Here is a 21,118-nt window from a genome sequence, read left to right on the forward strand (position 1 = left end):
GCTGCCGGGCGGCCGCCCTTTGTCCGTTCAGGCGCGGCGCTTCGCGGCGCCGGGGAGGAACTCCTCCAGCACCTCGTGAATCTGTCGCACCAGCGGGCGCAGTACCCGGAACCGGGAGAGCGCGATGGCGCGGGCACCGATCGGGGCGGAGCGCTCGACCAGACGGCGACTGCGTTCGGCGTGCTCCGTCCGGTCGTACACCCAGTACAGCACCAGGCCCATCTGCAACAGCCACATCAACTGCGGTAGCAGCTCGGCCAGTTCGGGGTCGGTCTTGGTGTCGGAGCCGGCCAGGCAACGCCGGTGGATGGAGATCGCCGCCTCGCGGGCGGCGACCGAATCCGCCGAGAACGGGCTGAGCGGGCTCTCCGGGTCGGCGGCGTTCTTGAAGAACTGGGCGGCGAAGCGGTGGTACGGCTCCGCCACGTCCAGCCACGTGAGCAGGACCCCGCGCATCCGCACCGCGAGGTCCTTGTCACCGTCCAGGACCGGCCGCACCGCCGCTTCGTGCTCGGCGGCGAGCCGGTCGTAGAAGCCCTGGACGAGGTGTTCCTTGTTCGTGAAGTAGTAGTAGGCGTTGCCGACGGAGACGCCGGCCTCCTGGGCGATGGCCCGCATCGTCGTCTTGTCGTAGCCGCGTTCCTGGAAGAGCCGGAGCGCGGTTTCGAGGATGAGTGTGCGGGTCTGCTCGCTCTTGGGAGCCTTGACTTCCTTCACATCCTTCGCTTCCTTCACCACAGCCTTGAGGGTATCGGCCCCGGTCAGTCCTCGGGGCCGGGGCCGATACCCGCGGTGCAGGCTCCGTCCCCGTCGCCGCACGGCGGCGCGGTCAGCGAACGGTACTTCGCGGCGGCGAGCACGGTGGCCCGTGCGAAGGGGCGGCCCGCCGGGGTGGTCAGCCAGTGGGACCTGGGCCGGTGTTCGGCCAGCGCCCAGAGGCAGACGATCCACGCGGAGGTCCCGCGGTAGATCTGCCCCCGGTCGCCGATCACCGTGATCTCGTCGAGCGTCCCGGCGTGGTCGAGCCCGGGGAAGCGGCGGCGCGCCTCCTCGGAGGCCGCCGGGACGAGGTCGAGCGGGACGAGCTGACGTTGCTTCATCAGCCACTGGCGCAGATGGAGGCAGAGCGGGCACCGCACGTCGTACAGCACCGTGAGGTCCTGGACGGGGAGCCGCCGCCCGCCTGCTTCGGCGGTCATGGCGCGCTCAGGCCTCGGCGGCGGGCGCGGCCCACGGACCGTTGCCCGGTCCCGTCCAGTCCTGCGGTGGCACGGGCGGGGTCTGCTCCCGCTCCATCAGACCGCGACGGCGGATCTTGTTGAGCACATAGACATTGCCGAGGTGCAGCACACCGAGGACGAGCAGGACGACGCCGAGCTTCACCGAGAGTGCCTCGAAGAGCCCGCGGGCATCGGCGACCCGGTCGTTGTTCCGCAGATAGAGCGTGACGAAGCCCAGGTTGACCAGGTAGAAGCCGACCACCAGCAGGTGGTTGACGGCATCGGCCAGCTTCTCGTTCCCGTGCAGCACGTCGGCGAGGAACACCTTGCCGTTGTGGCTGAGCGTGCGCGCGACCCAGATGGTGAGCGCCACGCTGATCAGCAGGTAGATGACGTACGCGACAACAGTGAGGTCCATGCCCCACCCTCTCTTGAACGCGTTCAAAAGCTGTTGTCATGGACGGTAGGCCCATCTTTGAACATGTTCAAGTCGCCATTTCGGCGGCGGGTTCCGCCGCTTTGCCCAGGGCCCCGAAACGTCGCACACCCGGTACCGCGGCCGTCGCCAGGCAGGCCACGCCGACCGCCACCGCCGCGACGGCCAGGGGCACTTCGGCGCCCCAGGCCGAGGCGGCGAGCGGGGCCAGGGTGTAGCCGAGCGGCATCGCGCCGAGCGAGAGCAGCCAGTCGTACGAGGTCACGCGGGCCAGGGCCTGCGCGGGCACGGCGGACTGGACCGCCGTCTCCCAGACCGGGTTGAGGAAGCCGAGGCCCGCCTGAGCGACGCCGTACGCGGCGATGGTCACGGCGACCGGCGCGTGGACGGCCAGGAGGCCGAGCGGCAGGGCGTATGTGGCGAGGCCCAGGTTGGCGATCAGGACCGGGCGGCGGGGGCGGGCCCGGCCGGCCAGCAGGGAGCCGAGGAGCAGGCCGGCCGCGCCGGTCTGGAGCAGGGCGACCCAGACGCCCTTGCCGCCCAGCTCGTCGACGAAGAGGGCCGGACCCACGGTCATCAGGACCGCCGCCGCGCCGTTCCAGGCGGCGTGGGCGATCAGGCTCGTCCAGTACCAGTCGCGGCTGCGCACCTCGCTCCAGCCCTCCTTGAGGTCGCTGAGCAGGGAGCTTCGGGGGATGGGTATGTGTCGCACCTTCATGGCGGACAGCAGCGCCGCGCTCACCGCGAAGCTCGCGCCGTCCAGGACGAAGGCCCAGCCCGGCCCCGCGGTGAGGATCAGGGCTCCGGCGAGGGCCGGGCCGCCGAGCCGGGTCGCGCTGCTGACCACCGACATCAGCGAGTTGGCGCGCAGCAGCCCCGACTCCGCCACGGTGCCGCGGATCAGCGGGGACACGGTCGGCATCGCGAACGCCCCGGCGGCGCCGCCGATCGCCTCGGCGATCGCGATCTGCCAGAGCGCGGGGGAGCCGCCGAGCAGCTCCGCGCCGACGAAGAGCTGCGTCGCACACCGCACGAGATCGGTCGTGAGCGCCACGGTCCGGGCGTTGAAGCGGTCGCCGACGACGCCGCCCAGGGGTAGCAGGAGCAGCTTGGGGACCATCGCGCAGCCCAGCACCAGGGCGAGCGCCCCGGTCGAGCCGGTGGCCAGGTAGACGGCCAGGGAGAGAGCGGTGGGGATGGCGGCGTCGCCGAGGAGCGAGAGGGTGCGTCCGATGAAGAGCAGGCGGAAGGCGCGCGTGCGCAGAGGATGCGGCATGCGCGAAAGCTATTTCGGTACCGAACTATTCGTCAACGAAATATCTTGTACCGAAGGGAAGTTGGAGGCCGGGCGTAGGCTTTCCCCATGGAGCGACGCGACTGGACCGACGGACATGTGGAGCGCTGGAAGCCCGTCCTTCCCGACCTCGATCCCGATGTCGAGGGCGCGGTGACCCGGATGAAGAAGCTCTCCGTCCATCTGCGCCGGGTACGCGAACAGTCCCTGGTCGACTTCGATCTGGACCGCCAGGAGTTCGACACGCTCCACAAGCTGGCCGGACGCGGCGGGAAGGCGGCCCCCTCCGAACTCGCCGCGGACCTCGACCTCGCGCCCGCCTCCGTCACCGGCCGGCTGGACGCGCTCGAACGGCGCGGCTTCGTCCGCCGCAAGCCCTCCACCACCGACCGCCGGAGGGTCGATGTGGAACTCACCGACGAGGGCCGCTCGACCTGGCTGGGTGCGATGGACGTCCTCGGGCACGAGGAGTACCGGCTGCTCGGCGTCCTCGACAAGGACGAGCGCACCCTGCTCAACGACATGCTGCGGCGCATCATGGTGGTCGCCGAGGACCGGGGCGGCGCCGCCTGGGACTGAGCCGCCCGGCGCTCGGGGCCCGCGCTTCCGGTCGCCGCCTCGAAGCCGGGACCGTTCGGGTCCCCGACCAGGTGATCGGCCGGCTCCGACCGGAGTTTGTCCAGGTCCTGCGCCAGGAGGCGGCCGAGTACCCCGTTCCACCGCTCGGCCGCCCGCTCCACCGACGAACGGAAGCCGCGCCGTCGCCGGGTCCTCCGTTCCCGACACCGGGGAGCCGGAGGCTGCGGTCGTATGTCAGATGCTCATCGAGCGGGCGGTGTTGATCTGTGCCATGACCATCGGGAAGGTCTCCGGGCCCATCGCCGGGATCATCGTCGAATGGTGCCTGCCACCGCTGGTCACCGAGACCTGGATGAAGCCGGTCGTCGTCTTCTCCTTCATCAGGAGGAAGAGCAGACCGACCAGGCAGAGCAGCGCGAAGACGATCGCGAGGACGATCGCCACCGTCGGGATCCTCTCCTCGGTGCGCGACAGGTCGGTGGCCGTCCACACCGCGCCCTTGAGCGGCATCGTGCCGGCCGGCGTCACGATCTGGTCGTTCACCACGGCGATGTCACCGAACGTCAGCATCGGCACACCGCCACCGCCGGGAGGCATCCCCGGCTGCTGCGGATAGCCGTAACCGGGGTGGCCGTAGCCCGGTCCGGGCTGGGCCGCGGAGTCGGACAGCTGCTGCGGGTAGCCGTAGGCCGGCGCGGACTGCCCCTGGCCCTGGCCGTCCTCGACGGTGGGCGGATTGCCCGGCTGCTGGGGAGGCCCCCACTTGTATGAGTCGTCCGCGTACGGATTCGGATCGCTCAACGTTCCCCGCTTTCGATCAAGCCTGTGCGCCCCGTGCCCTGCTGCGCCGGAGGCGGCGAATCGGTGTCCGGTCCCGCACGACCGTACCGTCCGGACTTGGAGGGCGCAGCAAGAGGCCCCGCTTCCCGCGGTGTTCGTGCGGAAAACGGGGCCCGGGATGCGACCGGTGTGCCGGTGGTGGTCAGAAGCGGCGCGTGATCAGCGCCCGCTTGACCTCCTGGATCGCCTTGGTGACCTCGATGCCACGCGGGCAGGCGTCCGTGCAGTTGAAGGTGGTGCGGCAACGCCACACACCGTCACGGTCGTTGAGGATCTCCAGGCGCTGCTCGCCGCCCTCGTCGCGCGAGTCGAAGATGAAGCGGTGCGCGTTGACGATGGCCGCCGGGCCGAAGTACTGGCCGTCGTTCCAGAACACCGGGCACGAGGACGTGCACGCGGCGCACAGGATGCACTTGGTGGTGTCGTCGAAGCGCTCGCGGTCCTCGGCGGACTGCAGACGCTCGCGGGTCGGCTCGTTCCCCTTGGTGATGAGGAAGGGCATGACGTCGCGGTACGCCTGGAAGAACGGGTCCATGTCGACCACGAGGTCCTTGAGGACCGTGAGGCCCTTGATGGCCTCGATCGTAATCGGCTTCTCCGGGTCGATGTCCTTGATCAGCGTCTTGCAGGCGAGCCTGTTCTTGCCGTTGATCCGCATCGCGTCGGAGCCGCAGATGCCGTGCGCGCAGGAGCGGCGGAACGTCAGTGTGCCGTCGATGTCCCACTTGATCTTGTGAAGGGCGTCGAGTACACGCTCCTTCGGGTCGATCTCGATCTGGAAGTCCTGCCACTGGGCCTCGTCGGAGACCTCGGGGTTGAAGCGGCGGATCCGGAAGGTGGCCGTGATGTACGGCGAGGCGGCGGACTGCGCCTCGACCTTGTCCAGAGTCGGGGTTGCCATCAGTACTTACGCTCCATCGGCTGGTAGCGGGTCTGGACGACCGGCTTGTAGTCGAGCCGGATCGACTCGGTGCCGTCGGCCGAGACCTCGCGGTACGCCATGGTGTGGCGCATGAAGTTGACGTCGTCGCGGTTCGGGTAGTCCTCGCGGTAGTGACCGCCGCGGGACTCCTTGCGGGCCAGCGCGGAGGTCGCCATGACCTCGGCCAGGTCGAGCAGGTTGCCCAGCTCGATGGCCTCCAGAAGGTCCGTGTTGAACCGCTTGCCCTTGTCCTGGATGGACACGTCGAGGTAGCGCTTGCGCAGCTCGGCGATCTTGTCGACGGCCGTCTTGATGGTCTGCTCGGTGCGGAACACCATCACGTTGGCGTCCATGCACTCCTGCAGCTCCAGACGGATCGCCGCGACCCGCTCGGAGCCCGTCGAGTTGCGCAGCCGCTCGATCTGCTCCTCGACCATCTGCGCCGGGTTCTCGGGAAGCTCGACGAAGTCGTGCTTCGCGGAGTACTCGGCGGCACCGATGCCGGCGCGACGTCCGAAGACGTTGATGTCGAGCAGCGAGTTGGTGCCCAGGCGGTTGGCGCCGTGCACGGAGACGCACGCGACCTCACCGGCGGCGTACAGGCCCGGGACGACGGTGGTGTTGTCGGCCAGCACCTCGCCCTCGACGTTGGTCGGGATGCCGCCCATGGCGTAGTGCGCGGTCGGCTGGATCGGGATCGGGTCCGTGTAGGGCTCGATGCCGAGGTACGTGCGCGCGAACTCGGTGATGTCCGGGAGCTTGGCGTCCAGCTGCTCCGGCGGCAGGTGCGTGAGGTCGAGGTAGACGTGGTCGCCCTCGGGACCGCAGCCGCGGCCCTCACGGATCTCCGTGTAGATGGAGCGGGACACGACGTCACGGGACGCGAGGTCCTTCATGACCGGCGCGTACTTCTCCATGAAGCGCTCGCCGTCCTTGTTGCGGAGGATGCCGCCCTCACCGCGGGCGCCCTCCGTCAGCAGGATGCCCATGCGCCAGATGCCCGTCGGGTGGAACTGGAAGAACTCCATGTCCTCCAGCGGCAGGCCGCGGCGCCAGGCGGCGGCCTGGCCGTCACCGGTCAGGGTGTGCGCGTTCGACGTCACCTTGAAGAACTTGCCGGTGCCGCCGGAGGCGAAGATGATCGACTTCGCCTGGAAGACGTGGATCTCGCCGGTCGCCAGCTCGTACGCGACGACGCCTGCGGACTTCGTGACTCCGTCGACCTCCTGGAGCAGGAGGTCCAGGACGTAGAACTCGTTGAAGAACTCCACGCCCTCCTTGACGCAGTTCTGGTACAGCGTCTGGAGGATCATGTGGCCGGTGCGGTCCGAGGCGTAGCAGGACCGGCGGACCGGGGCCTCGCCGTGGTTACGGCTGTGGCCACCGAAGCGACGCTGGTCGATACGGCCCTCGGGCGTGCGGTTGAACGGCAGGCCCATCTTCTCCAGGTCGAGAACGGAGTCGATGGCCTCCTTCGCCAGGATCTCGGCGGCGTCCTGGTCGACCAGGTAGTCGCCGCCCTTGATCGTGTCGAAGGTGTGCCACTCCCAGTTGTCCTCCTCCACGTTGGCGAGCGCGGCGGCCATGCCGCCCTGCGCGGCGCCCGTGTGGGAGCGGGTCGGGTACAGCTTCGTGAGCACGGCGGTACGGCTGCGCTTGGTGGACTCGATCGCCGCGCGCATACCGGCGCCGCCGGCGCCGACGATGACGGTGTCGTACTTGTGGATCTGCATGATTTCCTCTGGTCCCTCTGGCCCGGCGCCTAGCGGATGTTCGGGTCGAAGGTGAAGATCACCAGCGTGCCCAGCAGGACGGTGAAGACCGTGGCGGTGTACAGCAGCATCTTCAGCCAGAAGCGGGTGTTGTCCCGTTCGGCGTAGTCGTTGATGACCGTACGGAGGCCGTTGGCGCCGTGCAGCATGGCCAGCCACAGCATCGCCAGGTCCCAGAGCTGCCAGAACGGCGAGGCCCAGCGGCCCGCCACGAAGGCGAAGCCGATCTTGGAGACGCCGCCGTCCAGCACCAGCTGGATCAGCAGGTGGCCGATGACCAGGACGACCAGGACGATGCCCGACAGGCGCATGAAGAGCCAGGCGTACATCTCGAAGTTGGTGCGAGAGGCCTTGGGGGTCTTGCCGGTCCGCTTGCGCGGCGGCTCGATGACCGGGGCCGGGTGGTCGACGTCGTAGAGGCTGACGCCCTCGACGGAGCCGATCGCGGCGGAGGACTCGGTGGACATTGGCCTCAGCTCCCGAAGACTTCGCGTACGGCGTGGCCGAGGACGGGGTACAGGGCCCCGACCATGAGCACGACCCAGATCCCCACGACGGACCAGAGCATCTGCTTCTGGTAGCGCGGGCCCTTGGCCCAGAAGTCCACGGCGACGATGCGGAGACCGTTCAGCGCGTGGAAGAGAATGGCGGCCACCAGGCCGTATTCGAGGAGCGCGACGATCGGCGTCTTGTACGTGGCCACGACGTCGTCATAGGCCTCGGGGGAGACGCGGACGAGAGCGGTGTCCAGGACGTGTACGAACAGGAAGAAGAAAATGAGGACACCGGTGACTCGATGAGCCACCCAGGACCACATGCCTTCCCGGCCGCGGTACAGCGTTCCAGCCGGCACGGAAGAACCCTCCGGGAGCGGGGATTGGGGCCGGCCGGCTTGACTGTCGGTCTGACCCGGCCGGGTACGGTCCACCGGCCCCGGCCATCGTAGCGACGCTTTGTCGGTTCGTTCGCGCGGGGGTCTCTGGTGTGATCAAAGTGGCAATCAAACAGGCACGGACGGGCTAGGGCCGCTCGTTCGGATCAGGCGAAAGGCCCTGGGACGGGCTGCCGGACGCCGTCGAACGGCCTATTCCGTTATGAATCCGATATCAGCCCGATGATGCGGCCCCGGGCGAGTCGCCGCATCTCCTCCGCGGTCACCACCCGCTCCTGGTCGGGGTCGTGCCCCAGTCTGGCCCGGATTCCGGCGAGCACCTGGTCCGGCTGTTCGGCGGGTTCGAACGCGTCCAGGCAGATCACGAAGACATGGCCGAAGCGGCACTCGTACGCGGCGTGCGCGGCCCGCAGCGCGAGATGGGCGGAGTGCGGCGCGGTGTCGTGCAGCCCGGGGGAGACCTCGGCGGCGAGCGCCTCGGCGAGACCCTCGGGGGACAGGTCGTAGCCGGCCTCGTCGGCGGCGGCGAGCAGCGCGTCGATGTCGGGGTACGGGCGGTGGGCGGCCAGCCGCTGCGCCCAGCGGCGGCTTCCGCAGCACTTCAGCAGCGTGGCCTCGGCCTCGGCGGACGGTGCGGTGTTGAAGCGGTCGAGGCCGGGGTCGCCGGCCCCGGTCGGGGCCGGTCCGGAGTCGCGCGGCGCCGATTCCTGGACGGGTACGGCAGTCCGGGTGGCCGGTCGGCGCAGTCGCTTCGGGAGGCCGGCGTGGGACTCGCTGGACCTGGACAGCGTGGGCTCCTCGAATCAACGACATCTGTGAACCTGGGTGCGGCGGGACGGGTGAGACCAGGCGGATACAGGGTGAAGGGAGAGACGGATGTGCCTCAAAGCTAGCGAGGCCGGGCAACGGTCGTCCGACGGATGCGCGAACTTCACCCGGACGGGAGAGTTCCGGAACGCTTGAGGGATCGTCTCCCGAGGAGCATGCGCGGCTGTCAGGCTGCTTTTGCCCTGTTTCCCACCAGTAATGGAGGTTTCTTACCGATGTCGCCCTCACGCGGCACTCTCGTGGCCGCTGCGGCCCTCACCGCGGCGGCCGCCGCGACGATCGCCGTCGTCGTCTGGCCGGAAGGCTCCGGCGGCGGCCTCGCGGGACAGTTGGGGGCCCGTACCCCCTCCGGCTCCCCGGCCGCCCCCTCGCCGACCCGGAGCTACCCGCTCTCGACACCGCCCCGCACCATCCCCGCCGTGCGCGAGCACATCGCCGCCCGCGGCCCCGGCTGGCGGCCCGGCCCCGCCGCCGGGGTCGTCATCGCCGGCGGCAGCGGAACGCTCGCGGACGAGGGGCAGCTGCTCGCCCAGGAGCTGAAGATCCATTACCGGGGCAGCGTGCCCGCCCGTGCCGGTGACGTGGAGCTGGCCCTCGCCCCGGGCCGGGGCACCCCCGAGTCGTACACCCTGAGGACTCATGACGGACGGGTCACGATCAGCGGACCCGACCAGGCCGGTGTCTTCTACGGAACCCGCACCCTGAAGCAGTCGGTGCGCGCCGACGGCGCCATGCCCGAGGGCGAGGTGCGCGACCGTCCCGACCGGCCGCAGCGCGGTCTCAACCTCGACATCGCGCGCAAGTACTACAGCGTCGCCTGGATCGAGGACCGGCTCCGCGAGATGGCCGACCTCAAACTCAACCAGCTCGGCCTGCACTTCTCCGACGACCAGGCGTTCCGCATCCAGTCCGACACCCATCCCGAAGTGGTGTCGCCGGAGCACCTGACCAAGGCGGAGGTGCGGCAGATCCTGGCGCTCGCGGACCGGCTGCACATCCAGGTCGTCCCCGAGATCGACTCCCCGGGCCATCTGGGCGCGGTGCTGCGGGCCCACCCCGACCTCCAGCTGCGCAATGTCTCGGGCGTGCGCTCACCCGGATCGCTCGACATCTCGAACCCGGGGGCGGCGAAGCTCGTCGACGAGCTTCTCGGCGAGTTCACGGAGCTGTTCGGCGGCCGGTACTGGCACCTCGGCGCCGACGAGTACCTCGCTCTCATGGCACGGGACCCGGCCGCCTCGTACCCGCAGCTGCAACGCGCCGCCCAGCAGAAGTACGGACCGCAGGCCGGTATCAAAGACCTCGCCACCGGCTGGCTCAACGACCGCGCGGCGGTGGTGCGCCCGCACGGCAAGCAGCCCAAGGCGTGGAACGACGGCTTCTTCCGCGACGGCGTCGTCCACGCCGACAAGGACATCGAGGTCGAGTACTGGACGGGCAAGGAGTACGGAGCCCGGCCGCCGGAGGAGTATCTGAGCGAGGGACGGCGGGTGGTCAACCTCAACGACGAGTTCCTCTATTACGTACTCGGCCAGCCCAACAACTTCGTCTATCCCACGGGCAAGCGGATCTACGAGCAGTGGACCCCGCTCGTCCTGCGCGGTACCCAGCCGGTCCCGGCGCGTTACTCCGGTCAGATCCTCGGCGGCCGGTTCGCGGTCTGGGGCGACCTCCCGCAGGCGCAGACCGCGGCGCAGGTGGCGCAGGGCATCCGGCTGCCGCTGCGGGCGACGGCCCAGAAGCTGTGGGACCCGGGCAAGCCGACGCTGAGCTGGGATCAGTTCCGGGCGCTGGCTGCACGGATCGACGGGACGGGCTGAGCGGGGCGGCCCGAGCGGCCCGAGCGGGGTGGGCGGGGCGGGCGGGCCGCTCGGGGCGGGCCGCATTTCCTGTGGACGGCGTGATGGGCCGGGGATACGTTCGCATGCCGCGCGCCCCGGGGGAGGGGCGCGCGTTTCCTGCGCACCAACCAAGAGTCCTGGGGGGTTCCACCATCATGCTGTGCTCCACCTGCCGTCTCAGACCGCCGGTCACCGAGGACGGGCGCTGTCTGCTCTGCGCCGGTCCGGCCGGGCCGGCCCCGATGCCACCGGTCTCGGCCTTCGTAGCCCCGCAGCAGTACCTGCGCCCGCCGGACGGGCTCGCGAAGGCCGTCGTCGTTCTGCTGGCCTCCGTCGCCGCGGCGGATCTGCTCGCCGTGGCGGCGGGGCTGAACGTCCGCCGTGTGCTCGGGAACGGGCTGGACAACGGCTTCGCCGCGTACGACGACGCGGAGGCGGATCTCGCGGACAACCTGTACGCGGGCGCGGGCGTGCTGCAGGTCCTCACGACCCTGGCCACCGCGGTCGTCTTCATCATCTGGTTTCGCCGGGTGCGGCTCAACGCCGAGGTGTTCGACCCGAGCGTGCAGCCGATGGGGGCCGGCTGGGCCGTCGGAGCCTGGTTCGTCCCGTTCGCCAACCTGGTGCTCCCGCGCCGGATCGCGGGCGGCATCTGGACCGCGAGCGCGCAGACCACCCCCGACGGCAGCCGGCGCACGGTCCCGGCCACCGTGATGAACCTGTGGTGGGGCGCGTGGGTCTGCTCGCTGGTCGCCTCCCGGTACACGTCCCAGCAGTACTGGAAGGCCGAGGAACCGCAGGAAATCATGGACGCGGCGGGCCTGCTGATGGCCACCGACGCTCTCGACCTCGTGGCCGCGGTGTTCGCCGTTCTCTTCGTGCGCAGGCTGACCCGGATGCAGGGGGAGCGGGCGGCCCTCGGCGCGCATCCGCTCACCGTGCGGCCCGCGCCGGGTCGGGCCCACTGACATCAGCCGGGGGCGTGCCCGTCGAGCGATGCAATTCAGCCGTTTGTAGTGACGATTGTGAGCCAGTTGTCGCTGAAGGCGGTAACAGGAAGCGCCGCGTCCCCGTGCGTGCACGCACGGGGAGTGCCGACGGGAGACGCCGATGAGCCTGCTGGAACTGATCGCCGCCGCCGATGAGCGGGGGCTCGCCACGAGCGCGGTCGCCTGCCTCGACCGCTGTCTGCCACAGCCCGCCGAAGGGGTCGATCCGGATCCGCTGCGCCCGCTCTGGGCGGGCTGCGCGGACGGCTCGCTCTGGCCGGAACGCCTGGCGGGGGCCCGAGCGGCGCTGGATGCCGCGGCCGACGCGGAAGGGACGGCACCGCAGATCCGGAAGCTGCTGGGCGAGGCACCCGCGGACCGGGCGGAGCCGGGGCTGCGGGAGTGGGCGGACGCCTGTTCGCTGCTGGCCCTGGAGGTCCACCTCGGGCAGGACACGATGCCGTCCGCCGCGGCGCGGACGGTGCGGGGCTGCCGCGACGGCGATACGGACGCGGCCGGTCCGTTGCTGGCCGGGGAGGTGTGGCGGCAGACCCGGATCCTGGAACTGCTGGCGGAGACCGCCGGCACGACGGGGGCGGGCGCCGGACTGCGCCAGGTGCTCGACACGTCGACGGAGGGGCAGCGGGTGCTGCGGGCGGCAGTTTCGCGCCGGGCACGCGGGCGGGGGTAGGCGGCGGGCGGGGCCGTCCGGCGGCCGTGCGTCGCGCAGGGGCCGGGGCCGGCCCCGACTCGGTCGAACTGGTCGACGGGGGAACGATGCTGGGCGGCATCCCGGACCGGCCGAACGCGGAAAACTGAGGAGGACGGGGAGAACCGGGGAACGAAGCCGGGGAGAACCGAGGAAGAACGAGGAGGAACGAGGACGACCGGGGCCGCCACCCCCCACAGGAGAGGCCCCGGTCGTCTTCCGCGGGGCCGTAGGACGACCCCGTACTCTTCTCAGCGCCGTCGCTGCGTTTTCTGTCACACCGCACCGCGTCCGAGGGATGTTGCGGGTTGTACAAGTCATGGACGTGGCCCCCGCGAAGGACGTAGCGTGCGGAGTCGCGCAGGGTGGCGCGGCAGTGATGACCAGCTGCGATTCGGGACAGCAGGGCGGGTTGAGGGAGTGCTGGGGGACGACGCGGAGCTCACTGCCGCGGTGCTCGCGGCACAGGACGGGGACGAAGACGCCTTCCGTACTGTGTACCGCGCTGTGCAGCCGCGGCTGCTGGGCTACATAAGGACACTGGTGGGGGATCCGGACGCCGAGGACGTGGCGTCCGAGTCGTGGCTGCAGATAGCGCGCGACCTCGACCGGTTCAGCGGCGACGCCGACCGCTTCCGCGGCTGGGCGGCGCGGATAGCCCGTAACCGCGCCCTGGACCACCTGCGGATGCGCGGCAGGCGTCCCGCGACCGGCGGCGACGAGTCCGAACTGGCCGAGCGGCCGGCCGATTCCGACACCGCCGACGAGGCGATGGAGGCCCTGGCCACCGGCCGCACGATGTCGCTGATAGCCCAGCTGCCGCAGGACCAGGCCGAGGCCGTGGTGCTGCGGGTGGTCGTCGGCCTGGACGCGAAGAGCGCGGCCCGGACACTGGGCAAGCGGCCGGGAGCGGTACGCACCGCGGCGCACCGGGGCCTCAAGCGGCTGGCCGAGCTGCTGCGCACGGACGGTGCGGACGAGGCCGACGGCCGCCCCGGCGGGGCCGGCGAAGGTGCCGACGACGGCGCGGGCATCGCCGGGGACCGTGCGCCCGCGGGCGATCCGGCGGATCGATCCGCCATCGACGAAAGCGCGGGGGCCAGGGCGGCGGAGCTCGGCGCCGTGCCCGCCCCACGCCCCGCACCCAATGGTCCGGCGGCGCCGGCCGGTGTGACGCATTCGCGTCCGTGGACGCAGAAGGACATGTGATGGCCGACGAGAGGTACGAATGGCTTGACAAGGGCGCGGCGGAGAAATTGCTCCGCGGTGAACCGGTCGAACCGGTCGTCGGTCACGGGTGTACGGAGGCGGAGAGGCTCGCGGCAGCACTGGGCGCCGCAGCACGGGCCGCCCGCCCGGCCACCGGTGAACTGCCGGGCGAGGCCGCGGCGCTGGCCGCCTTCCGCGCCGCGGCACGTTCCGCGCACGCGCGGACAACGGCGGCGGACCCGCAGGTGAAGGAGCACGCCGAGCGGACGGGTGAGGCGGGCCGGACCGGCGTACTCGAACCGGTGCGCATCCGGCCCGCCTCCGGCGGCACCGCACCGGGCACCTCCTCCTCGGCCGCGCGCCCCGACCGTAACCGCTCCCTGCGCTGGAGCCGCCCCGTCCGCTTCGGTCTGGTCGCCTCCTTCGCGGGCTGCGCGCTCGGCGGGGTGGCCGTGGCCGCGGGCACCGGGATGCTCCCCGGCCCGTTCGGCGGGCACGCCCCCGTACCGGCGACCTCCGTCTCGTCCGCGGCGACGCCGAAGGAGCTCGGCTCGGGGCCCACCACTGACGAGAGCCGGTCCGCACGGCTGCCCGCCTCCCCGGAGGCGGAGCACTCCGCGCGTCCGGGGCGTCCCTCCGCCCCCACCGGCGACGAGGACAACGGCAGGACCGGCAAGGGCGAGGACCACAAGGGCGACGACAGCGGGAAGTCCGACGGTACCGGCGGCGGATCCTCGAACAGCTCCGAGAACGGCAAGCAGTCCGGGGGGTGGGGGAACGGCTCCTCCGACACCTGGTACGCCACGGCGCTCAAGGCCTGCCGCGACTACCGCAACGGCAACCTGGACGACGACCGCAAGCGGTATCTCGAAGCGCTGGCGAAGGGCGCCCGCAATCTGGACCGGTTCTGCGACCGTGTGATCGCCAGGGACACCAAGGGCCAGAACGACTCCGGCAACGGAAACGGCTCCGGCAACGGAAACGACAGCAGTAACGGCAACGGCAACGGCAACGGTGACAGTGCCGAGCAGGGCGAGGACGGTGACGCGGACGGCGACGGAGGGAATGCCGTCACGCTCCCGGCGATCCGGTTCACGACCGCCCCGTCGCCGTCGCCGTCGACCTCGGACCCGGTCGCCCCGCCGGCGGCCGACGACGGCACCGGTTCACCCGGCTGAGAACGCCGCGCGCGGGTTCCTCGTCCCGCCGTCCACCACCGGGTGTGACGTTTTTCGAGGCTATGACGCAGTACAGATTGAGCCGACTGGTCATCGGCAGCGCACAGAGCCGGGGTTCCCCCCGTACCTACGGCTCAGCGCATCGGCGCGGGCGGGACACGTTCCCCCGGTCCCGTCCGCGCCTCCTTCACCTCGTCCGCCGGTCCGCGGGAGGACTCCCTCCGGTCGGCCTATCCGTAGACGACGACCTTGTCGCCCGTTTTCACCTGGGCGAAGAGCGAGGCGACCTTTCCCTCGTCCCGGACGTTGACGCAGCCGTGCGAGGCGCCGCTGTAGCCGCGGGCCGCGAAGTCCGCCGAGTAGTGGACCGCCTGGCCGCCGCTGAAGAACATCGCGTACGGCATGGCCGTGTGATAGAGCGTCGAGACGTGGTGCCGTGACTTCCAGTAGACGGAGAAGGTGCCCTCGCGGGTCGGCGTGTACTGGGAACCGAAGCGGACGTCCATCGACGAGACGACGCGTCCGTCGATCATCCACGACAGCGTCCGGCTGTTCTTGCTGATGCAGAGCACCCGGCCCGTCATGCACCGCTTGTCCGGCTTGGCGATGGGCACGGTGGTCGGCGGATTCAGCTCGGCAGCCGTCGGCGCGTGCGTCATTCCGAGCAGCTTCTGCCAGGTGACGGTGTCCGTCCGGCCCGTGCGGGCGAGGCCGCGCTTCCCCTGGAAGGACCGGACGGCGGCGGCCGTGAGCGTGCCGTAGTAGCCGGTGGGGGAGCGGTCGAAGTGGCCGATCTGCCGCAGCCGGGCCTGGAGCTCCCGCACCTGCTTGCCCTGGGAGCCGCTCGCCATCAGCGTCGTGCCCTGTGGGTCCGGCGTGGGGGTGGGGGTGGGTGTCGCGTCGGCCCGTGGGGGCGGTGACGACGCGTCCGGCGAGGGCGACTGTCGCGCGGCGGGTTTGGCGTCGTCGGTCGCCGTCGCCCGGGGCGGGGACGACGGGGCCGTCGACGCGCCGTCGGCGGGCCGCGCCTCGCAGCCGGAGGTCGCGGCGGTCGCGGCCGTCATGGCGAGAACGGCGAGCCCCACCATGGCCGTGGTCCCCGCCCGAGTCCGGTTCCTGGCCCGGGCCCTGCCCTGTGTTCCGTTCTGTGACGCGTGTGCGGTGCTGCTGCGTATCATCTCGGCCCCCTGATTCTCCGGGTCTCTCCGGTGTCCCCTTGGACGGATTCCCGCTCTGCCCGGTTGCCAAAGCCCGCGCATGATGGGGAGAGCGGCGGCGCGGACCGTGGGGGAGGGCTGTGAGCAAGGTCCCAGCCCATGCCCCTCCACCGGTCTCGTGCCCGCCGCTACAGTCCGTCACGGGAATCTTTGGTTACCAGTAAGTAGCTTTATTGAGCAGCTTCAGCGGGAGGCACCGCAGATGACGCGCGAGTCGGAGTCGGGACTGCCCATCGAGCCGGTGTACGGGCCGGACGCACTCGACGGGTGGAACCCCGACGACAAGCTGGGAGAGCCGGGTGCCTACCCCTTCACGCGCGGCGTCTACCCGACGATGTACACCGGCCGGCCGTGGACGATGCGCCAGTACGCGGGGTTCGGCACAGCCACGGAATCCAACGCCCGCTACCAGCAGCTGATCGCCAACGGCACGATGGGCCTCTCTGTCGCCTTCGACCTGCCCACCCAGATGGGCTACGACTCCGACGCGCCGATCGCGTCCGGCGAGGTCGGCAAGGTCGGGGTCGCGATCGACTCGATCGACGACATGCGGGTCCTGTTCGGCGGCATTCCGCTGGACAAGGTCTCCACGTCCATGACGATCAACGCCCCGGCCGCGCTGCTCCTCCTGCTCTACCAGCTGGTCGGCGAGGAGCAGGGCGTCCCGGCCGGGAAGCTCACCGGCACCATCCAGAACGATGTGCTCAAGGAGTACATCGCGCGCGGCACCTACATCTTTCCGCCGGAGCCCTCGCTCCGGCTGATCGCCGACATCTTCAAGTACTGCCGGGCCGAGATCCCCAAGTGGAACACCATCTCGATCTCCGGCTACCACATGGCGGAGGCCGGCGCCTCGCCCGCGCAGGAGATCGCGTTCACCCTCGCCGACGGCATCGAGTACGTCCGTACCGCCGTCGCCGCCGGCATGGACGTCGACGACTTCGCTCCCCGTCTCTCGTTCTTCTTCGTCGCCCGCACGACGATCCTTGAAGAGGTCGCCAAGTTTCGTGCCGCACGCCGGATCTGGGCGAGGGTGATGAAGGAGGAGTTCGGCGCGAAGAACCCCAAGTCCCTGATGCTGCGCTTCCACACCCAGACCGCGGGCGTCCAGCTCACCGCCCAGCAGCCCGAGGTCAACCTGGTGCGGGTGGCCGTTCAGGGCCTGGCCGCGGTCCTCGGCGGCACGCAGTCGCTGCACACCAACTCCTTCGACGAGGCGATCGCCCTCCCGACCGACAAGTCCGCCCGGCTCGCCCTGCGCACCCAGCAGGTCCTGGCGTACGAGACGGACATCACCGCGACCGTCGACCCGTTCGCGGGTTCGTACGTGGTCGAGAAGATGACCGACGACGTCGAAGCCGCAGCCCTGGAACTGATGCTCAAGGTCGAGGACCTGGGCGGCGCGGTCCACGCGATCGAGCGCGGCTTCCAGAAGAGCGAGATCGAGCGGAGCGCGTACCGCATCGCCCTGGAGACCGACAGCGCGGAGCGCGTCGTGGTCGGTGTCAACCGCTTCCAGCTCGACGAGGAGGAGCCGTACGAGCCGCTGCGCGTCGACCCGGCGATCGAGGCCCAGCAGGCGGCCCGACTGGCGAGGCTCCGCGCCGAACGCGACCAGGGCGCGGTGGACACGGCGCTGGCGGAGCTGCGGAAGGCGGCCGAGGGCACGGACAACGTCCTGTACCCGATGAAGGCCGCGCTCAAGGCGCGGGCGACGGTGGGCGAGGTCTGCGACGCGCTGCGGGGGGTGTGGGGGACGTATGAGCCGTCGGACGTGTTCTGAGGTGGTGGTGTCCACCCGCGGGAGTGATCTCTCGCTGAATCTCCACGGCCACGGTTAAGCTCACGAACAGTGGTCCCCGAAAGGAGGATGCCGTGGCCGTAATACAGCACGAGGAGCAGGTGCGGGAGCAGGAACGGCCCGAGCTGACGCTCGGCGAGGCAGCCGACCAGCTCGCACGCTCGCTGCCTGGGCATCGCGTGGAGATTCTCCAGGGGAGGCTCACTGCGACACCACCGGCGGACGTATCGCATGCTCTGGCCCTGTCCTGGCTGGGCGAGGAGTTCGGCGCCCGGGCACGCACGGTGGGGCTCAGACTGGTCCAGGGGGTCGGGCTGTGGTTGCCCTCCGGACCGGAGGACTACGCGATTCCCGATCTGTCGGTCGTCGAGGCCGACATCAAGGACGCCCATGTCATGAAGAACTGCTACGCCGCGCACGTCTTCCGCATGGTGGTGGAGGTGACCTCCACCAACTGGGCCGACGACCTCGGCCCCAAGGCCGAGGACTACGCCCAGGCGGGCATTCCGGTCTACGTCATGGTCGATCGCAAGCATGGCCAGGTGCTGCTCTGCAGCGACCCGCGCAGCGGCGCGGCGCGAGTACAAGAACAAGGTGCCCCACAAGCGCGGGCCCTCGTTCACCGTGCCGGACGTGGTCGGCGTCGAGATGAAGCTCTCCGTGGACCGCCTCCTCGACGGCGACGAGGACTGACCTCGGTTCTCACCGAACCCCCTGAACGGAGTGTCGTACCCACGTGCGACACTCCGTTTCATGCTGGGTGTCACCGACCTTCCGACCTATCTCGCCGGCCTGGTGCTGATCGTCCTTCTGCCGGGGCCGAATTCGCTGTACGTGCTGTCCGTCGCCGCCCGGCGCGGAGTGCGGACCGGCTATGTGGCCGCGGCCGGTGTGTGGACCGGGGACACCGTGCTGATGACCCTGTCCGCGCTGGGGGCCTCGTCCCTGTTGCGGACGACTCCGGTGCTCTTCGCCGTCGTCAAGTTCGCGGGTGCGGGCTATCTGACCTGGCTGGCGATCGGCATGCTGCGGACCGCGGTCGCCATGTGGCGCGAGCGGCACCGGCGGATGGCCGAGCTGACCGAGGAGAGCGCCGGAGCCGAGACCGCCGGGGCGATGGAGCGGCCGTACCGGAGGGCGCTGGTGGTGAGCCTCTTCAACCCGAAGGCGATCCTGTTCCTGATCTCGTTCTTCGTGCAGTTCGTTCCAGAATCAAACCCGCTACCAGCCTTCATGCTGCTGGGCATCCTGTTGCAGATTGCCAGCTTCCTCTACCTGTCGGTGCTGATCTTCACGGGGGCCCGGCTGGCAGCGGCGTTCCGTAGGCGCAAGACACTCAGCGCGGGAGCGACCTCGGCGGCCGGGCTGCTGTTCCTCGGGTTCGCGGTCAAGCTCTCGCTGGCCAGCGCCTAGGAGGCCGCCATGCCTAACCTCAACCAAGCCGCAGCCATGTTCGCCCGCATGAGCCCCCAGGAGCAGCGGGAGGCACTAGGAGCCTTGGGCGTGTCCGAGAGGCCCCAGGAGGGCCCCCAGGAGCCTGCCAAGGTCACCCCGTTCTCTGCGCTGGTCAGTACCCCCAGCAGGCGGAAGCGTCGGCCCATCACCGTGACGGTAGACACCACCAACGGCGTCGGTTAGTTCAGTAAGTTCAGTTCCTTCACGCAGGCTGGGTGTTGTTCCGGTGACCGGCCTGGCGGCCTCTCAGGCTGCCCAAGCCCTGTCGTTCCAGGTCCTGTTCATGCAAAGACGCGCATAGTCGCGTTCCTGCATAGACGGTTCACCAGCCCCGCTCGTACTGTCGTGGCCAGTTGGCCCAACCAGGGCCAGGGCGAGGGGGTTCGTGGCTATGGCGCGCGAGGAACTGACCTGACTGACCGGCAACGGGAACGGCAACTGCAACAACGACGACTGCCCGAACGTCTACCGCACCGCTTCCGGCTCGTTCGTGGTGCAGGGAGACGTATCCAAGGCGTTCACCGCGCCGGACGGCGAAGGACTCGTTGAGATCCCCGAAGAGACCTTGAGGGAGGCATTCCGTGCTCTTGGATGGTGAAGCCCGGACAGCCAAGGTTCAGGGCTTCAAGCGTGAGGCGTGGCGACTCGAAACCCTCCCCGTGTACAGGTGCCGAGTGAGGACGGAGACATCCGGGACTTCCTAGCTGGGCAACGGCTGGACCCTGAGAACTACTCCTCTGGCTACACAGAGGGCCTGCGGAAGATCAAGGCGGAGGGGAAGTCCAAAGGGCGGGTCCACATCGTCAGGCAGCCACTCACGGACTATCTCCGCTTTGAGTTCATGTACTACGACGTACATTCACGGGCCGGGGATGAAATTCGCAACTTGGACGTGACCGACCGACCCAACCCCCTTGAAGGGGTACCGGACTTCTGGCTGTTTGATCAATCGGAAGTCGTCCTCATGAAGTACGAGGATGACGGTACGCAGGTCAGTCGCGAACTCTACGAGGGTGATCCTGCGCCGTACGTCGAATACCAGCGCATCGCAATTGCGGAATCGGTGCCGTTCAGGGAGTACGTGAAACGGTGGCCATCGAGCCTGACCAGCTAGTGCCGCGACCGGCAATGTTTGCCCGGAAGGAGCGTCGTCCAGTGCGTGCGATCGCAAGGCGGTCGGAAGTCCTTGTAGCGGAGCTACCAGGGCTTTTGGCCAACGCGGCGAGCGTGCGCGCTGGGCGGCGCGACGGGGCAAAGCTTGCCGGGAGGGGCACTAGAACAGAGTGGCCGCGAACTGTCGGCCATGCTCAAGCACCTCCGCAAGCAAGCCGGGCTCTCAGGGGTCCGGCTTGCTGCGCGCTGCAACATGTCCCAATCCAAGATCAGCCGGATTGAGGGCAACAAGAGCCGTCCATCACTGCTCGACGTGGAACAACTCCTTCGAGGTCTTGCTGCCTCCCCCGCCGTGGCGGCTGAGGTCATGGCCCTGGCCCGTATCGCACAGACGGAATGGCCGGACGGGAGGACACTCCGGGGGAAGGGCCTCGACAAGAAGCAGGTACAGCTAGCCGGGCTCGAACAATCCTCGACTGAGTTCCGTTACTTCCTTCTCTCAATGATTACGGGACTCTTGGCCACACCTGAATATGTCCGTGCCAGTCTGACACAAGCCCCACCCGAGCAGCAGGCCAAGGCCGTTGCTATGAAATTGGATAGGCAAAGGGTCCTGTTCGACCGGTCGAAGAAGTTCACGTTCATCCTGACTGAGCAAGCCGTCAGATATCCGCTCGTCTCACCCGATGAACTAGCCATGCAGGTTGACCGCTTGGCATCCCTCACGCTGTCGGCAACGGCTGAAAACGGGACCAGTTCCAACGGTTGAATTGTGGGCCGTTTTGCGGTCTTGGTTGGTCAGTCGTTGTCGGTGGGGGTGGGG

Annotated in this window: 23 protein-coding genes and 1 pseudogene; 13 read left to right on the plus strand and 11 right to left on the minus strand. The window is 69.6% G+C overall.

The annotated features are described in order from the left end of the window. Nucleotides 1–27: 27 nt before the first annotated feature. From ABZ826_RS04065 to ABZ826_RS04080, 4 genes are all read right to left on the minus strand, one after another. Entirely contained in the window at nt 28–738 is a 711-nt protein-coding gene (locus ABZ826_RS04065) for a TetR family transcriptional regulator (protein ID WP_361441744.1), read from the minus strand. A 23-nt stretch (nt 739–761) separates the two neighbouring features. Continuing rightward, nucleotides 762–1,199 carry a DCC1-like thiol-disulfide oxidoreductase family protein gene (locus ABZ826_RS04070; protein WP_361441747.1) on the minus strand — a complete coding sequence of 146 codons (438 nt, stop codon included), beginning with the start codon at nt 1,197–1,199 and terminating at the stop codon, nt 762–764. A gap of 7 nt (nt 1,200–1,206) precedes the next feature. After that, the gene (locus tag ABZ826_RS04075; protein ID WP_361441750.1) at nt 1,207–1,638 is read right to left on the minus strand and encodes a hypothetical protein; all 432 of its coding nucleotides are present in this window, start codon (nt 1,636–1,638) and stop codon (nt 1,207–1,209) included. A gap of 67 nt (nt 1,639–1,705) precedes the next feature. Beyond that, nucleotides 1,706–2,932 carry an MFS transporter gene (locus ABZ826_RS04080; protein WP_361441753.1) on the minus strand — a complete coding sequence of 409 codons (1,227 nt, stop codon included), beginning with the start codon at nt 2,930–2,932 and terminating at the stop codon, nt 1,706–1,708. 87 nt (nt 2,933–3,019) lie between these two features. Here ABZ826_RS04080 and ABZ826_RS04085 point away from each other — a divergent pair, with 87 nt between their 5' ends. Further along, nucleotides 3,020–3,529 (plus strand): MarR family transcriptional regulator, encoded by a 510-nt coding sequence (locus ABZ826_RS04085; RefSeq protein ID WP_361441756.1) that lies wholly within the window; start codon nt 3,020–3,022, stop codon nt 3,527–3,529. A 234-nt stretch (nt 3,530–3,763) separates the two neighbouring features. On the opposite strand, the gene ABZ826_RS04090 is transcribed toward ABZ826_RS04085, so the two are convergent. From ABZ826_RS04090 to ABZ826_RS04115, 6 genes are all read right to left on the minus strand, one after another. Then, a complete protein-coding gene (locus tag ABZ826_RS04090; protein ID WP_361441759.1) occupies nt 3,764–4,330 on the minus strand; it encodes a hypothetical protein in 567 nt (188 codons plus the stop codon). A 181-nt stretch (nt 4,331–4,511) separates the two neighbouring features. Continuing rightward, nucleotides 4,512–5,270, minus strand: a complete 759-nt coding sequence (locus ABZ826_RS04095; RefSeq protein ID WP_361441762.1) for a succinate dehydrogenase iron-sulfur subunit — start codon at nt 5,268–5,270, stop codon at nt 4,512–4,514. Next, nucleotides 5,270–7,024 carry a succinate dehydrogenase flavoprotein subunit gene (gene sdhA, locus ABZ826_RS04100; RefSeq protein ID WP_361441765.1) on the minus strand — a complete coding sequence of 585 codons (1,755 nt, stop codon included), beginning with the start codon at nt 7,022–7,024 and terminating at the stop codon, nt 5,270–5,272. Before sdhA ends, ABZ826_RS04095 begins: the two co-directional genes overlap by 1 nt. A 29-nt stretch (nt 7,025–7,053) precedes the next feature. Further along, the gene (locus ABZ826_RS04105; RefSeq protein ID WP_361441768.1) at nt 7,054–7,530 is read right to left on the minus strand and encodes a succinate dehydrogenase hydrophobic membrane anchor subunit; all 477 of its coding nucleotides are present in this window, start codon (nt 7,528–7,530) and stop codon (nt 7,054–7,056) included. 5 nt (nt 7,531–7,535) lie between these two features. Next, nucleotides 7,536–7,916: a succinate dehydrogenase, cytochrome b556 subunit gene (sdhC, locus tag ABZ826_RS04110; RefSeq protein ID WP_072486591.1), complete on the minus strand. Its 381-nt coding sequence runs from the start codon at nt 7,914–7,916 to the stop codon at nt 7,536–7,538. A 239-nt stretch (nt 7,917–8,155) separates the two neighbouring features. Beyond that, nucleotides 8,156–8,743: a 2-oxo-4-hydroxy-4-carboxy-5-ureidoimidazoline decarboxylase gene (locus ABZ826_RS04115; protein WP_361441839.1), complete on the minus strand. Its 588-nt coding sequence runs from the start codon at nt 8,741–8,743 to the stop codon at nt 8,156–8,158. A gap of 255 nt (nt 8,744–8,998) precedes the next feature. Between ABZ826_RS04115 and ABZ826_RS04120 the strand changes: the two genes are divergently transcribed. The 5 genes from ABZ826_RS04120 (at nt 8,999) to ABZ826_RS04140 (ending at nt 14,709) form a co-directional block, all read left to right on the plus strand. Further along, nucleotides 8,999–10,603, plus strand: a complete 1,605-nt coding sequence (locus tag ABZ826_RS04120; RefSeq protein WP_361441771.1) for a glycoside hydrolase family 20 protein — start codon at nt 8,999–9,001, stop codon at nt 10,601–10,603. 176 nt (nt 10,604–10,779) lie between these two features. After that, the gene (locus ABZ826_RS04125; protein WP_361441774.1) at nt 10,780–11,592 is read left to right on the plus strand and encodes a DUF4328 domain-containing protein; all 813 of its coding nucleotides are present in this window, start codon (nt 10,780–10,782) and stop codon (nt 11,590–11,592) included. A gap of 142 nt (nt 11,593–11,734) precedes the next feature. After that, nucleotides 11,735–12,304: a hypothetical protein gene (locus ABZ826_RS04130; protein ID WP_361441777.1), complete on the plus strand. Its 570-nt coding sequence runs from the start codon at nt 11,735–11,737 to the stop codon at nt 12,302–12,304. Between the two features lie 438 nt (nt 12,305–12,742). After that, the gene (locus ABZ826_RS04135; RefSeq protein ID WP_361441842.1) at nt 12,743–13,531 is read left to right on the plus strand and encodes an RNA polymerase sigma factor; all 789 of its coding nucleotides are present in this window, start codon (nt 12,743–12,745) and stop codon (nt 13,529–13,531) included. Continuing rightward, entirely contained in the window at nt 13,531–14,709 is a 1,179-nt protein-coding gene (locus tag ABZ826_RS04140) for a hypothetical protein (protein WP_361441780.1), read from the plus strand. Before ABZ826_RS04135 ends, ABZ826_RS04140 begins: the two co-directional genes overlap by 1 nt. A 230-nt stretch (nt 14,710–14,939) precedes the next feature. On the opposite strand, the gene ABZ826_RS04145 is transcribed toward ABZ826_RS04140, so the two are convergent. Then, a complete protein-coding gene (locus ABZ826_RS04145; protein WP_361441783.1) occupies nt 14,940–15,797 on the minus strand; it encodes a L,D-transpeptidase family protein in 858 nt (285 codons plus the stop codon). 331 nt (nt 15,798–16,128) lie between these two features. On the opposite strand from ABZ826_RS04145, the gene ABZ826_RS04150 reads away from it, so the two are divergent. The 7 genes and pseudogenes from ABZ826_RS04150 to ABZ826_RS04180 all read left to right on the plus strand — a co-directional run bounded on the left by ABZ826_RS04150 (nt 16,129) and on the right by ABZ826_RS04180 (nt 21,064). Beyond that, on the plus strand, nt 16,129–17,709 hold the full coding sequence (locus tag ABZ826_RS04150) for a methylmalonyl-CoA mutase family protein (protein ID WP_361441786.1): 1,581 nt from the start codon (nt 16,129–16,131) through the stop codon (nt 17,707–17,709). Nucleotides 17,710–17,906: 197 nt separating this feature from the next. Then, a pseudogene (locus ABZ826_RS04155) lies at nt 17,907–18,257 on the plus strand (Uma2 family endonuclease); the annotation flags it as partial. 223 nt (nt 18,258–18,480) lie between these two features. Next, on the plus strand, nt 18,481–19,140 hold the full coding sequence (gene leuE, locus ABZ826_RS04160) for a leucine efflux protein LeuE (protein ID WP_361441789.1): 660 nt from the start codon (nt 18,481–18,483) through the stop codon (nt 19,138–19,140). A gap of 9 nt (nt 19,141–19,149) precedes the next feature. Continuing rightward, nucleotides 19,150–19,365, plus strand: coding sequence for a hypothetical protein (locus ABZ826_RS04165; RefSeq protein ID WP_361441792.1), 216 nt, complete (start codon nt 19,150–19,152; stop codon nt 19,363–19,365). Nucleotides 19,366–19,597: 232 nt separating this feature from the next. Beyond that, on the plus strand, nt 19,598–19,780 hold the full coding sequence (locus ABZ826_RS04170) for a hypothetical protein (protein ID WP_361441845.1): 183 nt from the start codon (nt 19,598–19,600) through the stop codon (nt 19,778–19,780). A 69-nt stretch (nt 19,781–19,849) separates the two neighbouring features. Beyond that, the gene (locus ABZ826_RS04175) at nt 19,850–20,296 is read left to right on the plus strand and encodes a DUF6879 family protein (RefSeq protein WP_361441795.1); all 447 of its coding nucleotides are present in this window, start codon (nt 19,850–19,852) and stop codon (nt 20,294–20,296) included. Nucleotides 20,297–20,485: 189 nt separating this feature from the next. Next, the gene (locus ABZ826_RS04180; RefSeq protein WP_361441798.1) at nt 20,486–21,064 is read left to right on the plus strand and encodes a Scr1 family TA system antitoxin-like transcriptional regulator; all 579 of its coding nucleotides are present in this window, start codon (nt 20,486–20,488) and stop codon (nt 21,062–21,064) included. Nucleotides 21,065–21,118 lie beyond the last annotated feature (54 nt).

It is taken from the genome of Streptomyces sp. NPDC047515, assembly GCF_040643055.1.
GTDB lineage: Bacteria > Actinomycetota > Actinomycetes > Streptomycetales > Streptomycetaceae > Streptomyces.

Bases quoted from the DNA above. Each gene is read 5' to 3' on its own strand.
- ABZ826_RS04130 (WP_361441777.1), top strand. From the start codon at position 11,735: ATGAGCCTGCTGGAACTGATCGCCGCCGCCGATGAGCGGGGGCTCGCC.
- ABZ826_RS04105 (WP_361441768.1), bottom strand. From the start codon at position 7,530: ATGTCCACCGAGTCCTCCGCCGCGATCGGCTCCGTCGAGGGCGTCAGC.
- ABZ826_RS04120 (WP_361441771.1), top strand. From the start codon at position 8,999: ATGTCGCCCTCACGCGGCACTCTCGTGGCCGCTGCGGCCCTCACCGCG.
- ABZ826_RS04095 (WP_361441762.1), bottom strand. From the start codon at position 5,270: ATGGCAACCCCGACTCTGGACAAGGTCGAGGCGCAGTCCGCCGCCTCG.
- ABZ826_RS04165 (WP_361441792.1), top strand. From the start codon at position 19,150: ATGCCTAACCTCAACCAAGCCGCAGCCATGTTCGCCCGCATGAGCCCC.
- ABZ826_RS04075 (WP_361441750.1), bottom strand. From the start codon at position 1,638: ATGGACCTCACTGTTGTCGCGTACGTCATCTACCTGCTGATCAGCGTG.
- ABZ826_RS04085 (WP_361441756.1), top strand. From the start codon at position 3,020: ATGGAGCGACGCGACTGGACCGACGGACATGTGGAGCGCTGGAAGCCC.
- ABZ826_RS04180 (WP_361441798.1), top strand. From the start codon at position 20,486: ATGCTCAAGCACCTCCGCAAGCAAGCCGGGCTCTCAGGGGTCCGGCTT.
- sdhA (WP_361441765.1), bottom strand. From the start codon at position 7,024: ATGCAGATCCACAAGTACGACACCGTCATCGTCGGCGCCGGCGGCGCC.
- leuE (WP_361441789.1), top strand. From the start codon at position 18,481: ATGCTGGGTGTCACCGACCTTCCGACCTATCTCGCCGGCCTGGTGCTG.
- ABZ826_RS04070 (WP_361441747.1), bottom strand. From the start codon at position 1,199: ATGACCGCCGAAGCAGGCGGGCGGCGGCTCCCCGTCCAGGACCTCACG.
- ABZ826_RS04150 (WP_361441786.1), top strand. From the start codon at position 16,129: ATGACGCGCGAGTCGGAGTCGGGACTGCCCATCGAGCCGGTGTACGGG.
- ABZ826_RS04125 (WP_361441774.1), top strand. From the start codon at position 10,780: ATGCTGTGCTCCACCTGCCGTCTCAGACCGCCGGTCACCGAGGACGGG.
- ABZ826_RS04145 (WP_361441783.1), bottom strand. From the start codon at position 15,797: ATGGTGGGGCTCGCCGTTCTCGCCATGACGGCCGCGACCGCCGCGACC.
- ABZ826_RS04080 (WP_361441753.1), bottom strand. From the start codon at position 2,932: ATGCCGCATCCTCTGCGCACGCGCGCCTTCCGCCTGCTCTTCATCGGA.
- ABZ826_RS04140 (WP_361441780.1), top strand. From the start codon at position 13,531: ATGGCCGACGAGAGGTACGAATGGCTTGACAAGGGCGCGGCGGAGAAA.